The following is a 15580-nucleotide window of genomic DNA, read 5'->3' on the forward strand; positions in this document are numbered from 1 at the left end:
CGACCTGACATTTTAATTTTGATATGAACATTACGGATATTCAAAATATTAATCTCTACTTCTACGCTCTTTTTTTCGGCTTTCGAAAAATGTTTTAAATTCTTCTAGCGTTACATCACCACTTTCATCGGTGTCAATGGTGTCAAATTGTTCCAACATACGCGCTCCCATTCTATCGTCTTTAATTTCTTCTTTTGTAACTACGCCATTTTCATCAGCATCCAATTTTTTAAAAATCTCTTCTGGTTTTGGCGGCTCTCTACGTTCTCCTCTTTGTCTGTCTTGCGCAAAAGTTGTAGTAGTAAAAAATACGGTTCCAACAATGGTTAGTGCTGTTATCACTTTCTTATTCATCTTCTTAAATTTAAAGTTATAACAACTTAGACTTCAGAAATAAAAAATAGTTTAACTCGTAGCGTTGAAGAATTGTATTTTAACTTTTTTTTCTGAAAAACAATTACATGTTCTCTCTGTATTTTTTGGCTATCCGATGAGAAAACCTTGAAAAAATCATGATTGTTTTTTTGGTGTTGATAAAGTATACGCCTGTTAATAATACTGCTGCTGCAATAACCGATTGTAATGAAACATATTCGTCTAAGAAAAACCATCCTAAAAACAGTGCAATTATAGGGTTTACATAAGTAGAAGTTGCTACTTTTTCGGGAGATACAACACGTAATAAATAGTTAAATGAAGTAAAGGCAACGATACTTCCGAAGATAATTAAAGCGCCCATAGCTAATTGAACTTTACCGCTCCATTGCGTAGGAAACGACCATTGCTCTCCAACAGCCAAACTTAACAACATTAATAAAGCGCCACCGATTAACATTTGATAGGCAGAATTGACAAAAAAGTTGGAAGGTAAAGATGCTTTGGACACAAAAATACTGGCGTAAGCCCAACTTGCCATACAAAGAAATATAACTAGAATTCCTGATAAACTATTCTCTTTTGCTACTAATGTTTGCTGACTTACCAGTAAATAAATTCCTAATATTCCGAGTAAAACTCCAATAAACGACATTAGTTTTATTTTCTTTCCTTCTAAAATTCTAAGTAGAATTAAAACAACCAACGGCTGTGCAGATATTTCGAGAGCGGCAAAGCCACTATCGACATGTTTCAACGCCCAAACTACAAATCCGTTTCCAACGGTTAAAAATAAAAATCCAGCAATAGCGGTGTTTTTGAATTGCTTTTTAGAAACTTTAATATCAAGCCCAATGCTTTTAGCAATAATAAACGCCAATGTTCCTGCACTCATAAATCTAATGGATGCAAGCATAAACGGCGGTAATTCTGAAACTGCAATTTTATTTAGAAAGTACGTAGATCCCCAAATTACGTAAATAGCAATAAAAGCGAGAACAATAAGAATTTTGTTTGGAGTGGGTTTCATAGTTATTTTTTCTTCTTTTTGTTGCGCCTGTTATAATTTTTATCGCCTCGAGTTTTTGGTTTTTTATATTTCTGTTTGATGGTTCTTCGGTAGGACCCTCCTTGATTTGTTTTTTTGTTTTTTTCCTTCTTTTCATGAAAGCTAGGCCCTGGCATATCAGCATCTACCCTTTTATGCGGATTGTCGGGTTCTATAACTCTTGGACGCTCTTCTGCGGTAAGTTGTGTGGAAATTTCAACTGCTTCAGGAAAAGCCTTTTCAGGAATTTCCATTTTCATTAATTCCTCGATAGTAACCTTGTTTTCCGCTTCTTTTTCAGTATAAAATAAAATAGCGCTTCCCTTCTCTTCTGCTCTACCTGTACGACCAATTCGGTGCATATAGTTTTCTGGAAATGTAGGAACGTCAAAATTAAAAACGTGAGAGATTTTAGTTAAGTCAAGTCCTCTTGCCATTACATCTGTAGTGACCAAAATACGGTGTACGCCTTCTTCAAATTCTTCTATGGAACGGAGCCTGTAATTTTGTGTTTTATTAGAATGTATTACACAAACATCGTCTTTAAAAGTTTCTGTCAAAACTGTAAACAATAAGTCGGCACTCTTTTTATTCGATACAAAAACCAACACTTTTTTAAATGCTTCCTTATCTTTTAATAAGTGATGAAGTAAATTAATTTTTGTGTAGAAATTTGGAACGCTGTAACAACTTTGATCAATATTTTCTAAAGGCGTACCACTAACAGCCACTGAAACTTTAGTTGTTCCGCGGAAAAAATCGTTGATTAAGGTTTCAATTTCATCGGTCATTGTTGCCGAAAACATAATGTTTTGTCGGCGTTCTGGTAAAAGTTCGAATATATTATTTAGCTGAAAACGGAAACCTAAATCGAGCATAACATCGACTTCATCAATCACAAGTTTTTTAACCGATTTTAACTGAACAGCTCTGCTAATTACCAAATCATAAAGTCGCCCTGGCGTAGCCACTACAATATCTGTACCTTGCGCCAAAGCCTCTTTTTGCCTGTTGATGTTTGTTCCTCCAAAAACACCTTCAACACGCACATTCATATACTTACTAAACTTAGCAATTTCTTCTACCACTTGCACCACTAACTCTCTGGTTGGAACCATGATAAGTACACGCGGATTTTGCTGTTTCGAAAACTTCAAATCTTGAAGAATTGGCAACATATAAGCAAATGTTTTTCCGGTTCCAGTTTGTGCAATACCAATTACATCTTGCCCAGACATAACCACTGGAAATGCCTTTTCCTGAATAGGTGTTGGAGTTTCAAACCCTAAATCGTCAATAGCGTAACGTAATTGCTTGGAAATATTAAATTCTTCAAAAGATGACATTCGACTGCGTTTTAGTAAGCCACAAAGGTACAATCTTAGATGTTATAAATTGCCCTATGTTCTTGAAAACTACAAACAAGAAAAAGCAGTAACTTTGTGCAGAATGACAACAACTACAAAAAACCATATACATTACAAGCTTTATAAACCCTACGGAATTATAAGTCAGACGCATAGTAACGATAAACGTCAAGCTCGTAAAAAGCGCTTTTTAAAAGAACTTTTTGATTTTCCTGAAGGAATAATGCCAATTGGAAGATTGGATGAAAAGTCGGAAGGACTTTTACTGATGACTACCGATGGAAAATTAAGCGACACCATTAACAGAAGCGGGATCGAAAAAGAATATTACGCACAAGTTGATGGAGCCATTACCGATGAAGCGATTGCTCAACTGCAAAATGGACTCAAAATTGGATTACACGGCGAAAAATATAATACACAACCATGCGTCGCTAAAAAAATAGAAGTACCTAATTTACCCGATAGAAACAAAAAAATTAGGGATAGTAGACATGGTCCAACAAGTTGGATAAGCATCATACTAACCGAAGGAAAGTTTCGGCAAGTTCGAAAAATGACATCGGCTGTTGGCTTTCCTACACTCCGATTGGTACGAGTTAGAATTGGCGATATTCACATCGAAAATCTTCAACCTGGCGATGTAGAAAAAATAGCCCTATAATAAAATTTGATTTACCGCTTCAATTGGTTCTGGAATATTGACTTCGTCAAGCATTTCTCTTAAATCAATCTCGATAGTTCTGCTAAGTCCTGCCATCGGAATATCATTTGCTCCACCTTCAAAAGGGTTTGCAGTGTGTTGCCCAACTTGTTCTAACGAAATAAAAACCCAACCAACAACTACGCTAAAAGGAATTGTGAACCAAACGCCATAAGTTCCCATTGCTGAAAAAGGAGCTAAAAGTCCAAAGGGTAATAAGAACACAAAGATGTTGATGAAAAATAAACTCACGCTTGAAAACTGACTCGGATATGGGAAGTTTTTAATGCGTTCTGCCTTTCCTTGATGCGTAAAAAAGTCTTTTAAACAACTTTCTAAAGCTACGTATGGATAGGCTTCAACCAAATTCTTGGAACGCAACTTTTTTAAATCTCTAGATTGTAAGCTTAGCAGTTGTGTAGCCCTGTTCTTTTTTGAAAGTACATACTTCAATTCTTCAGCACTAAGTAATGGCTTTAATTCTTCTTCCAAACTCTGCTCCCATTCTGGTACCGTATAATTTCTTTTATACTCTCTAGCATTATGGGCTTCCATATTTTCCCATGGTTTTGGAGTTCTCAACTGATGTCTCAAAGCTGTTAACCATGCGATATGACGATGTACTAATCTAGAGTGGTCGGCTGTAATATTGGTATTTGCATTTTCTTCCGAAGCAATAAAATCTTTCACCATCATTCCCCAGCTACGGCTATCGTTTACAATAGCGCCCCAAATTTTTCTAGCTTCCCAAAGTCTGTTATAGGTTTGCGTATTTTTAAACCCAACAATAAAAGCTGCAGCCGTACCAATTAAAGCAATTGGCACCCACGGTAAAGCAATCCATTTGATATTAAATACTGAAAAAATTACGGTTGGAATTGCCGCAACAGCGATTAAATAGTAAATATACCTGCGTGTCCAAAGTAAAAACTCTTTTATTTTATAGTGCCTTCCCGTATGCATCTTTTTAATTTTAAAGATTACTGAATGAGTAAACTTACTAAATTGTAAAGAAAATACGATTTATTTAGCAAATAAAATTTATACTTCAGATGAAATTTCGATTATTCTTCTTTCTCACTATCTTCAATATCTTTACGCAAATCGAGCTTCCTAAATGCAGGAGAAACAACACCCGTTGCAACCACGGTAATAAGTGTCATTGTTCCACCGAAAACAACAGCAGTAACTGTACCCATTAATCGAGCAGTAAGTCCGCTTTCAAAGGCACCTAATTCATTTGAAGACCCCACAAACATTGAATTTACTGATGCTACACGTCCGCGCATATGGTCTGGTGTGCGCAGTTGTAAAATTGTTTGTCTGATAATCATTGAAATTCCATCGAATACTCCACTGAAAAACAACGCCAATACCGAAACCCAAAACCACGTTGAGAGTCCGAAAACAATAATACAAACTCCAAATCCGAAGATGGCACTTAAAAGTTTTAGACCCGCATTTTTATTGAGCGGAAAATGTGCCGAAGTAAACATGGTAATAAGCGCACCCACAGCTGGAGCAGCTCTTAGCACCCCAAAACCTTCCGATCCTACATGTAAAATATCTTGAGCAAAAACAGGAAGTAACGCTACAGCTCCACCAAATAAAACGGCAATCATATCTAATGTAATCGCTCCTAAAATGGCTTTGGTACTGAATACAAATTTTACACCTTCTTTTAAGCTTTTAAAGACATTCTCACCAATTTTAGGATTTAATATTGGTTTCTTCGGAATTTGGAACAAACTTATTAAAGCCATTAACGAGAACCCAAAAATTAAACACATCGACCAGTGTACGCCAATCCAATTAATACTGAAACCCGCTAGTGCAGGCCCTAGTACTGCTCCCATTTGCCAAACCGAACTACTCCAAGTAGCGGCATTTGGATATACTTTTTTAGGGACAATTAATGAGAAAAGTGAAAAAATTGTAGGCCCTAAAAAGGCTCTAACAAAACCACCTAAAAACACTAAAAAGTAAATGCTATACAAAATTACGTTGGTAGACCACTCACCCACTACTTTTGGCCAAGTGAGTAAAAACAATCCAAAACTAATTACTGAAAAGCCTAAAATACATTTTACTAATAGATTTCGTTTTTCTTTTTGATCGACAACATGACCTGCAAAAAGTGCTAAAGACACAGAAGGAATTACTTCCATTAAACCAATAATTCCTAAAGATAAAGGATCTTTTGTGATACTATACACTTCCCATTCTATCACTACAAATTGCATAGACCATGCAAAAACCATGGCAAATCGGACAAGTAAAAATATATTGAATTCTTTATAACGCAATGCTGCGTACGGATCGTTTTTTTTCAAAATTAAGCTAATTAGTAGTTGTTGTTTTTCTTTTTCAGTTTGCAAATAAGAATCAAAGGTAATGATATATTGAAATGGTTGTAATGCATTTTCATATAAAATTAACAACTAAAAAAACTACGCCAAGCAATGTTATTTAAAGGACTTTTTAGACGTTTAAGTGAGATGTTTTAACGATGAAATACAAAATTTTAACATTTTAAAATAATCTAACTTGAAAATTCATCCGTAGGTATTACAAAATCAATTTAAAAATTGTCGGCTTTTCACTTTCAAGAACGGTTGTTTTTTCAGCAGAAAAAAATCAGAAATAAAAGTTGACACAACCAATAATTAAAAAATAATTCAGATGAAAAAAACTGTCATTACCTTATGCTCGATAGCGATATTAACATCGTGTGTTTCAAAAAAGAAATACGTAGAATTAGAACATGAAAAAGGAGAACTTCAAAGTCAGTTACAAAAAACACAAGTTGAAAAAGAAGAATTAGAAGCAAAGTTTTCTGTAATTCAAAATAGAGTTGACGAATACAACACTAAAATTAATAGCTTAACTGCAGAAAGTGATAGCAAAATGGTAACCGTTGATAATGTTGCTGTAATTTCGGAAGAATCTAAAAGAGCTATGCGCGAAACGCTTAAAAATGTAGATGCTACTGAATTGAGCGAGGCTAAAACCTTAAAAGACTCTATGAATTTGGCTGTTTCGTACAATCTTCAAAAATCGATAAACACTAGTAGTTTAAATGAAGATGAAGATATTGCAATTGATATTGATGAAACAGTTGTGATGATTTCGATTTCAGATAAATTACTTTTTAACACTGCGAGTTACCGTGTAAGTAATAAAGCAAACGATATTCTTCAAAAACTTGCCGACGTAATTAATTCTGAGCCAAGTATCGAAGTTATGGTTGAAGGGCACACTGACTCCAGAAGTATTCACAACGAAAAGGTTCAAGATAACTGGGATTTGAGTGTACTTAGAGCGACATCGGTTGTGAGAAAATTACAAAACGATTATCAAGTAAGTCCAGATAAATTAATTGCTTCTGGTAGAAGTAGTTTTCAACCTCTTGTTGATAATGAAACTAAAGAAAACAGAGCTAAAAATAGAAGAACTCGAATTGTAATTCTACCAAACATCAATAAGTTTTTTGCATTGATGGCTTCTAATGAATAAACCATCCTATTTATAACACACACTTTAAGCCGAAAACGTCTTACTATTATGGTAAGGCGTTTTTTTTGTTTAAAAAAATGCCTGAAAAGTATCTTAATATCTTTTCAGGCATTACAAAACAGAAATTTAGGGTAACTATTTTAAGCTGAGGCTGGATAGTATTTTTTACGCAACCAAAATGCTACTCTTACTAATAAAATCAGTGCAGGAACTTCAACCAACGGACCAATAACTCCTGTAAATGCTTGTCCAGAATTGAGTCCGAATACAGCAATAGCAACGGCAATAGCAAGTTCGAAGTTATTTCCCGCAGCGGTAAACGCAATGGCTACATTTTCTTTGTACGGAGTTCCTTTGGCTTTACTAACAAAGAAGCCAATAAAAAACATTACCGTAAAATAAATAAGTAACGGAATTGCAATACGCACAACGTCTAGTGGGATTTGCACGATAAGTTCTCCTTTTAAAGAAAACATTACCAAAATGGTGAATAACAAAGCGATTAAAGTTAGAGGAGAAATAAACGGAATAAAAGTGTTGTTGTACCACTCCTCCCCTTTAATTTTCACTAAAATTAATCTGCTTAAAAAACCCAGCACAAATGGAATTCCAAGGTAAATAGCAACACTTTCCGCAATGGTTTCAATAGAAATATCTACAATAGCGCCTTCAAAACCGAAAAGCGGTGGCAACTTGGTAATAAAAAGCCAAGCGTAAAAACTATAACCAAATACTTGAAAAATACTATTTAAAGCCACTAAACCAGCACCGTATTCGTTGCTTCCTTCGGCTAAATCATTCCAAACTAAAACCATTGCAATACATCTAGCAAGACCGATAAGTATAAGCCCTACCATATATTCTGGGTAATCGTGAAGAAAAATAATTGCCAAAAAGAACATCAAAAAAGGGCCAACAATCCAATTAAGCACCAATGAAATCGAAAGTACTTTTACGTTTTTAAACACCTTTGGAAGCAATTTGTAGTTAACCTTTGCAAGTGGCGGATACATCATTAAGATAAGTCCGATTGCGATTGGAATATTGGTAGTACCTTTATTAAATGAATTTACTATATTGGCGACATTTGGATATAAATAACCAATAAAAACGCCAAGCGCCATGGCTACAAAAATCCACAAGGTTAAATTTTTATCGAGAAAACTTAATTTTTTTGAACTCATTATGCGGTAGCTTTTAAAAATACGTAATACATTTCTGTAGCGATTTGAAGACTTCGCTCTTGATACTTTTCGGCTTGTTCTGGTGTCCCGTCAAAGAGTTTAGGATCTTCATAAGTAATTGGAATTCTCTTTTCTGCACCTACAATAAACGGACAACCGCCATCAGCTTGAGAGCAAGTCATAATAGCTGCAAAGCCCGAAATAGGATTGAAAGCATCGTCATATCTTTTTGAAAAACCGATAATTGGATGTTCGTTTTCGCTGTATTTAATTGCATAAACTGGATTTGAAGCTTCAGCTAATTTTTCAATTGAAAATCCGGTATTTTTCAAAGTCTCTGCTACCATAGGAAACATGGCTGTACTTTCTGTTCCTCCAGAATAACAAAACACATTTTTCAGCTTAAAATAATGAGCTATTGTTTGTGCCCAGATTTGTGACAGATGACTTCTTCTAGAATTATGCGTACAAATAAAGTTGATGTTAACTAACTCATTTGAAGCTTCTTTACTCTTTATAAATTCAACTAACGGTTGAAGTGTTTCTTTTCTTTCTTCTGAAATAACTGAAACATCTAAAGCTTCAATTGTTTCTTTAATTTGTTGGTTCATTTTAAATTGATTTTTATTAACAACAACCACTTCCTGGAGTGCAGGCGTTTTGAGAATTTGCACTAATATCAGCAAGCTTAACTTTCTTCTTTTCTGGAATTCCGCAAGCATCTTTTGCTAAACAATCGGTTTGTTTTGTGGTAAGTTTAAAAACATCATTTTCAATTTCTAAACCGTATTTACTGATGCTTTCCCCTTGATACTCCACCTCTATTTCATGGTCTTGTAAGCCTAAGGTTTTTTCGGATAATTCTATGATGTGAATTAACTTTTCTGGATGCAATCGATGGTCGTAATCATTGGCTTCCCATAATTGAAAATTAATTACGTTCTCCGCTCTTACAGTTCCTCCGCAGTCGATAAACTTTTTGGAAATAGCGCCTACTTCGGTTACGTGAAAATGACTTGGGACCAAATTTCCGTTAGGCAATTGAAATGCGATGGTGTCCAAACCTTCTAAATGCTTTTTAAATGTTGACAATTTCATGTTTTATAAATTTGTTTATTGCAATATTACAATGATTGAATCTAAATTTTTTTTAACAGCAAGAATCTGATGCTATTTCAATACTTGGCTGATTAATAAACTCCCCAAGAGTTTTAGTCATTTTATTCCATGCATCTGGATTGATGCAATAACAAACACTTGTGCCCTCGATAGTTCCTTGAATAAGGCCGATGTTTTTTAATTCTTTTAAATGCTGAGAAATTGTTGGTTGCGCCAACCCTATTTCATCAACTAAATCTCCACAAACACAAGCCTTAGCTTTGATTAAGTGTTGAAGAATTGCAACACGTGCAGGATGACCAATAACTTTGGCCAACGTAGCAATTTCGTTTTGAGTTGCTGAAAATATTTCTGCTTTTGTAACTCCCATATTGATTTATTTATTGCAATATTACAATTAATGATTGAAAGAATAAAATTATCCGTAATAATTAATTCTTAAATATTGTTTGAATTGTTTGTTTAGGATGATTATTCTTCCTTAATAATTAAAATTGAAGCCTTTACACCTGTGGCTAAATTCCAAATGTTTGATGCTATTTCATTTCCTTTATCATCAAAAACAGCAAATTGAGCTGTGTTTGGTCCAGAGCTACCTTGGTTAAGTGCCTTGAATTCAATTTTATTAAAACCTTTTTCTAAATCAATATAAAAACCTTTAAAAGTAGACTCTAAATAAACGTTTGGAGAAACTACTTTTCCGTTAACCATTACGCTAACTCGGTCTCCATCGACATATTGATGGTCACGACAAAGTATTTTAATCGACTTTGCATTACTTTTAAAATCGCCAAAATACTGCGTAGTTGTAGATCCCATTTTTTCATTATCGCCGTTACCGTTAAAGTTTTTATTTAACTTCTTCTGAAAACGATCTCCAGGATCTAGAAAAGCTTCTTGTGGCGCTGCCATATTTACCTCCTTGTTGGCTAAATCGGTTGCCGAAGGCGTTTTAGGCGCTTCAGGAATTATTTTAATATCGGGTTCTGCTTTTATATTTAAATCGGTTTTTTCTTCCTTTTCCTCATTCGGAAATTGCGTTGCATTTAAACCTTCTAACTTTATAGGTGTATTGGTTGTTTCTACTTGTGCATGCGCCGAAACGCCACAAATAATAACTAATATAAATGTTACAAAAAACCTCATGCTATTCGTTAAATTCATAATCGGGCTAAATATAGATAATTATGCTGGTTTGACAATTAAATTAGTCAATCCGATGTAATCGTAAAAGTAATATCCATTTTTATGCCAAAGATTTAAAGTTTGTTAATTTACAGCAATAAAAAAGCCATCTTTTAACAAATTTAAGATGGCTTTGGGTTATTTTTTTGCTTTTGAGCTTATCCTTTACTTTTCTCTAATTGTTTCTGAATTTTATAAATAGCCGATTCGATAGACTTTTCAGGTTCGATAACATTGTAAGCACCCCAAAACTCAGGATCTGAAAAACCTGAAGCTTCATCGGCAATAATTATCGAAGGGCGCATTCTGTTTACGACTTCACTATTACTTGAAAGTTCATAATCTTCCCAATCGGTAATTGCCATTTCGCTTCGCACACTGTATTTTGAGTTAAACCACTTCCCTTTTTTATCAACCACAAAAGTAAGCTGTACATTTGTATATCCGTAGTACCACTTCCCGTCTTTTATTCGGTAATCTACACGGTAACTCGCCTCCGTAGGGTAAACATCGGTACGATACGGTTTGCGTTTTACCAACATTTCGCTCACGCGTTTTTTGTTTTCCAAATTAAGGTCAAAAACTGCTGTTGCTAAAGCATGTGTTTCAGCATCGATATATAATTTCCCGTAGAACAATGGTTCTAACACATTTGGCTTTTGCTTGAAGTTAACCACATAAACAGGCTTGTTGTTTACTGTTGTTGATGCGTCAAATTTAAAGTCGTAATACTCCACCAATTCGTTTGTAAAAATATAATGAGGATATTTCATTACATCAATATATAAAGGTGTAAATGGGCCACCTTGCAATTTCAGCGCCACAGTATCTAGACGTGAGTAATTTGTACTTTTTCTCGATTTATAAAGGTCGATGATATCTCGTTTCCCATTAGAGTTTGGTTGTTTATATAAATGAACAACAGCTTCCGATAAAGACGCATTTTTATTTCTTTTCTTTATAGTTTCTCGGTAAAAAGCCGTCATTTTAACTGGCTCCGAAATGTAATTATATCCACTCTTACTCAACATCGATTTCACTAAAGTAAGCGCATCTTTTGGAGCATCAATACTTATTTCTGAAAGCGCTATCGAAACGGGTTCTAGTTGTATTTCATTGTTTTCTTCAGAAAGTGATTCGAGTGAAATACTTTTCTTCTGATATCCTAAAAAGGAAACCACGAGGTTTTTACTAGCAATATCGAGAGGAACTTTAAGCGAGAATTCACCTTCAGAATTTGTAATTGTTGAAATATTAGAATTTTCAATAGCCAAAGTTGCATAAACTAAGGCTTTGTTTGTTTGTGCGTCAAACACAGCTCCGTTATATTCTTTAAAATTTGCAGTGTTTTGCGCTTGAAGTGTCATTGAAAAGCAACTCAACAACATTATTATAAATGTTGGAATGACTAAAGTTTTGGCGGGATTTTTCATGAGTTTAGCGTTTTAATTCATCTAGATAAACAGCATTGTAAAATATTAAAGTAACTATTAAACAAAGTTCAAGGTCTGTAAACCCATAAAAGATACAAAAAAATACGAATCAAAATACAAGGTAGTGTGTTAAAAAACAGAAGTTTACAATAAAAAAGCCTTCTTAATTTTAAGAAGGCTTTTTAAAAGTAGTAATTCAGGTAAGACTTGGGGTAAGTCTCTTTAAAAAGCAACAATGTTTTGGGGCTATCATTGTTGATTTATTACAAAGTAAATGTACCATGGTATTGCAGAATTTAAAATTTTTTGTTGTAAAACGGCAAGTTTTGTATGTGAAGTTTAATTTTAAGCTATTATCTTAAAAATATCGCAATAAATTAAGCTTCCATTTCGTCTATTTGCGACTGCAATTCGATTACAACCAATTGGTACTCTACTTTAAAATCGGTAATTAATTGTTTAATGTTTTGATATGTGTCTACATATTGACACTCTTTTTGAATCATGTCCAGATAATCTAAAAGCGTAAAAGCCTGCACCATTTCTAGTCCGTTTTTAACTTTATGCGCAGCTCTTGAGATAGAAAACCTATCTTTTGCTTTTAAATAAATTTCTGTGTTTTCGTAAAACTCATCAATATTATTGTTGATAAGCAACATTATTTCATTGAGATAGTCTTTGTCTGCCAAACAATCTTCTTTAATTTTAGAGATGTTTGCTTTTTTCTTTCCATGTTCTTTTTTCACAGTAGAAAAATTAAAAATGTTAATCATTAATTTTTTAGGTAGTTAAGTTTAGTGGTTAAGCTCAAACAATGCGTAAACGTTAGGGGAATTTACACACCATTAGCAAATTGCTTTTATTGCAAACATAATAGTGAACACTACTATTATAAACTTTTTGTTGTGTACGCTTAAAAATTGTATATGAAAATATCTACAAATGAAATGAGGTTTACCCTAGTTAAATACTTGGTTAAACGAGAAGAATAAAAGTTTTAAAATGTATTATTTTAAGTTCTGAAGAATAAAATCAATCGTAGGATTTTGGTTTTTATTTTGCGCATACGAATCGGTTATATGCTCCGATTTATTTGCTAGTCCAAGCTCTTGAAGTTTTATAATCGACTCTACTCTATCCAACGAAACCTTACCTGTTAAGAGAGGTGCTAAATTATTTCCTTCTGAATAATACTCGTATATTTTTTTTAATCCTGTGAGGTATAAATAGTCTTTTGTAAACCCACCGCCACGATGAATTCTCAGGGTGATGATAAAAGCCTTATCGCGATCTAATTTGTATTGATTGTGAAGCAAATCAAACGTATCGGCAAACGAATACCCTTTAATCAAACTATCCGCAGCAATAACTCTATACGCCAATATTTTAAGTCGACTTAAAGTAAGCGCTCCACTCATGTACTCACTAAATACTGCCAAGCCTTCCTGAGTTTCTACATTTTTTGCAAAACCATTTGAGAATATTTTTAACGGCTGATTAATACCGTTAAAGGTAGTAACCATATGCACTCCAATCTCGTGGTTTGCCAACGTTTTTAGCTGATTATCATTAAAACGTGCATTCTTTTTAATGTACAAAGTTTGCGTGCTGTTGGACACCATCGCATCCGCAGCAATACTTGTAGATAATTTAATATTTAACGGAAAGTTGTAGCGTTGTACAAAGTCTTCAAAATAAGCCTTTGCATCGAGTGCTGTATGTTTTTTTTCTGAATTTTCAGCAGTTTTATCATCTTTTATATGAAGAATAAAACGTGCATTTGCAACGTCTTTCTCTTTTGGAGTTCCATATAATTTCAGACTATTATAAAAAAACTTTTTACGAACACCAATAGCTTCGGCGCATTGCACCATATTGGCGTAGTAGTAAATAATTCCTTGGTATAACGAACGGATTTCGTCGTTTTCAATCTTTTCTAATTGGTTAGAAAACAACGAACGTTGTAGCTTAAATGCATTAAAGTTTTGCTTCGGATATTTAAAATTTGGTTCTTCAGTATATTTAGAAGAAAAAAAACGTTGCTTTTCCTTTTCAGTATTTAAAGGATTTAAGTAGCTAAGCAACTCAATACGCTTAATTAATCTATCGAGATTTTTATCAATAGTAAATAAAGAAGCGTGTTCTTTTAAAATATCCTCAGCTATCATGCAGAAACTTCTTCTTTAGTTTTTTCTCCTGGATAGTTAAGCATCCCTTCGCTTTTAGCAATTAGCGAACAAACAGTTGCATCTCCAGTAACGTTTACCACAGTACGCATCATATCTAAAATTCTATCTACAGGAAGAATAATTCCGATCCAAGCAGGGTTTAACCCAACCGATTGCAACACAATAATAAGCATTACCAACCCGGCACTAGGCACCGCCGCAGATCCAACAGAAGCTAAAGTAGCAGTTAAAACGATGGTGAGTTGTTGCGCAATGGTAAGGTCTATCATATGCAATTGAGCCAAGAAAACTACCGCAACGGCTTGGTATAAACAAGTCCCGTCCATGTTTACAGTGGCCCCAATAGGAAGTACAAAACTGGTTATTTTTTTACTAACCCCTAGATTGTCTTCAACACATTCCATTGTAACTGGCAATGTTGCAGCACTACTCGAAGTTGAAAAAGCAAGTGTTTGCGCCGGACTCACAGCTTTGAAAAATCCGAAGTAAGAAATAACTCGAATAAAAATCTTAAAGATTCCTGGATAGACAACAAATATCATCAATGCCAAACCGAGCGTTACGGTTAATGAATACCAACTTAGTCCTTTAAAAATTTCAACAACTTTCCCGATATCATCTCCCGCCATTTTACTCACAACACCCGCTAAAAGTGCAAATACAAAAAATGGAGCCGCTTTCATAATCAATGCTACCATTTTTAAAAATACTTCCATTATACCGTCTATAAAAGCTTCTACGGGTTTAGATTTTTCATCTGGAATGAGCAATAAACTTATCCCAAAAAACAGCGCAAAGAATATCACTTGGAGCATTAATCCATTATCAGCTAAAGATTTAAAAATATTTCCTGGTACAATATCAACCAATGGTTGTAACGGCCCTGCTTCTTTTGTTTCGTTTGCAGTGTTTAACTTTTCGTCTACAGTTGCGTTTTTAAGTTCGTCTCGAGAAAGGTCTGAAATTCGCTCTGCTCTATCTAAAAACTCAGGATCGTGCAAATAATTTACACCATCTTTAATTTCAATATTTTGCGAAGCAGCCCACAATTCGTAACTAATTCTGTTGTCTATTCGGCTTTGCTCATCGATAAGCTTTCCTGGTTTAATTACATTCACTAGAACGAGTCCTAATCCAACCGCCAAAATAGTGGTGGTTAAATACGCCAACAGCGTCTTCCCTCCCATTCTTCCTAAACTCGAAGGATCGCCAATGTTTGAAACTCCATTGATGATTGAAAAAAGCACTAACGGAACGGCGATTAATTTTAATAGATTGATAAAGATAGTTCCAAAAGGTGCAATCCAATTAATGGTAAACTCGCTCCAACCAAGTTTACTCGACAAAATTGCCCAAATAATTCCTAAAACTAATCCTATTATAATTTGCCAGTGTAATGCTATTTTCTTCAAATGAATCTATTTTAAGTTAATTACAACGTTAAAGTTGTTTCAAATATAA

Annotated in this window: 16 protein-coding genes; 2 read left to right on the plus strand and 14 right to left on the minus strand. The window is 34.3% G+C overall.

Annotated elements, in window-relative coordinates:
* Positions 1-48: 48 nt before the first annotated feature.
* The 3 genes from JMA43_RS09595 to JMA43_RS09605 all read right to left on the minus strand — a co-directional run bounded on the left by JMA43_RS09595 (position 49) and on the right by JMA43_RS09605 (position 2769).
* A complete protein-coding gene (locus tag JMA43_RS09595; RefSeq protein ID WP_342156287.1) occupies positions 49-354 on the minus strand; it encodes a hypothetical protein in 306 nt (101 codons plus the stop codon).
* Positions 355-457: 103 nt separating this feature from the next.
* Positions 458-1405, minus strand: coding sequence for an EamA family transporter (locus tag JMA43_RS09600; protein WP_342156288.1), 948 nt, complete (start codon positions 1403-1405; stop codon positions 458-460).
* Positions 1406-1407: 2 nt separating this feature from the next.
* Entirely contained in the window at positions 1408-2769 is a 1362-nt protein-coding gene (locus JMA43_RS09605) for a DEAD/DEAH box helicase (RefSeq protein ID WP_342156289.1), read from the minus strand.
* A 103-nt stretch (positions 2770-2872) separates the two neighbouring features.
* Between JMA43_RS09605 and JMA43_RS09610 the strand changes: the two genes are divergently transcribed.
* The gene (locus JMA43_RS09610) at positions 2873-3454 is read left to right on the plus strand and encodes a pseudouridine synthase (RefSeq protein ID WP_342156290.1); all 582 of its coding nucleotides are present in this window, start codon (positions 2873-2875) and stop codon (positions 3452-3454) included.
* On the opposite strand, the gene JMA43_RS09615 is transcribed toward JMA43_RS09610, so the two are convergent.
* On the minus strand, positions 3449-4456 hold the full coding sequence (locus tag JMA43_RS09615; protein WP_342156291.1) for a bestrophin family protein: 1008 nt from the start codon (positions 4454-4456) through the stop codon (positions 3449-3451). The genes JMA43_RS09610 and JMA43_RS09615 overlap by 6 nt on opposite strands.
* 101 nt (positions 4457-4557) lie before the next feature.
* Positions 4558-5826: an MFS transporter gene (locus tag JMA43_RS09620; protein WP_342156292.1), complete on the minus strand. Its 1269-nt coding sequence runs from the start codon at positions 5824-5826 to the stop codon at positions 4558-4560.
* 349 nt (positions 5827-6175) lie between these two features.
* Between JMA43_RS09620 and JMA43_RS09625 the strand changes: the two genes are divergently transcribed.
* On the plus strand, positions 6176-7009 hold the full coding sequence (locus JMA43_RS09625; RefSeq protein ID WP_342156293.1) for an OmpA/MotB family protein: 834 nt from the start codon (positions 6176-6178) through the stop codon (positions 7007-7009).
* 140 nt (positions 7010-7149) lie between these two features.
* Here the strand turns inward: JMA43_RS09625 and arsB are convergent, their stop codons facing one another.
* From arsB to JMA43_RS09670, 9 genes are all read right to left on the minus strand, one after another.
* Complete coding sequence (gene arsB, locus JMA43_RS09630; RefSeq protein ID WP_342156294.1) at positions 7150-8193, minus strand: ACR3 family arsenite efflux transporter; 1044 nt, start codon at positions 8191-8193, stop codon at positions 7150-7152.
* Positions 8193-8804: an arsenate-mycothiol transferase ArsC gene (locus JMA43_RS09635; RefSeq protein ID WP_342156295.1), complete on the minus strand. Its 612-nt coding sequence runs from the start codon at positions 8802-8804 to the stop codon at positions 8193-8195. The genes arsB and JMA43_RS09635 overlap by 1 nt, the downstream gene beginning before the upstream one ends.
* Positions 8805-8820: 16 nt before the next feature.
* Complete coding sequence (locus JMA43_RS09640) at positions 8821-9291, minus strand: DUF6428 family protein (protein ID WP_342156296.1); 471 nt, start codon at positions 9289-9291, stop codon at positions 8821-8823.
* A gap of 52 nt (positions 9292-9343) precedes the next feature.
* Positions 9344-9682: an ArsR/SmtB family transcription factor gene (locus tag JMA43_RS09645; RefSeq protein WP_342156297.1), complete on the minus strand. Its 339-nt coding sequence runs from the start codon at positions 9680-9682 to the stop codon at positions 9344-9346.
* 101 nt (positions 9683-9783) lie between these two features.
* Positions 9784-10458, minus strand: coding sequence for a hypothetical protein (locus JMA43_RS09650; protein ID WP_342156298.1), 675 nt, complete (start codon positions 10456-10458; stop codon positions 9784-9786).
* Between the two features lie 197 nt (positions 10459-10655).
* Positions 10656-11930: a carboxypeptidase-like regulatory domain-containing protein gene (locus tag JMA43_RS09655; protein WP_342156299.1), complete on the minus strand. Its 1275-nt coding sequence runs from the start codon at positions 11928-11930 to the stop codon at positions 10656-10658.
* A 377-nt stretch (positions 11931-12307) separates the two neighbouring features.
* Entirely contained in the window at positions 12308-12676 is a 369-nt protein-coding gene (locus tag JMA43_RS09660; protein ID WP_342156300.1) for a hypothetical protein, read from the minus strand.
* Between the two features lie 261 nt (positions 12677-12937).
* A complete protein-coding gene (locus JMA43_RS09665; protein ID WP_342156301.1) occupies positions 12938-14098 on the minus strand; it encodes a flavohemoglobin expression-modulating QEGLA motif protein in 1161 nt (386 codons plus the stop codon).
* Positions 14095-15531, minus strand: coding sequence for a dicarboxylate/amino acid:cation symporter (locus JMA43_RS09670; RefSeq protein WP_342156302.1), 1437 nt, complete (start codon positions 15529-15531; stop codon positions 14095-14097). Before JMA43_RS09670 ends, JMA43_RS09665 begins: the two co-directional genes overlap by 4 nt.
* Between the last annotated feature and the right edge of the window lie 49 nt (positions 15532-15580).

Origin of the sequence: Joostella sp. CR20 (assembly GCF_038433465.1) — a bacterium.
Lineage (GTDB): Bacteria > Bacteroidota > Bacteroidia > Flavobacteriales > Flavobacteriaceae > Galbibacter.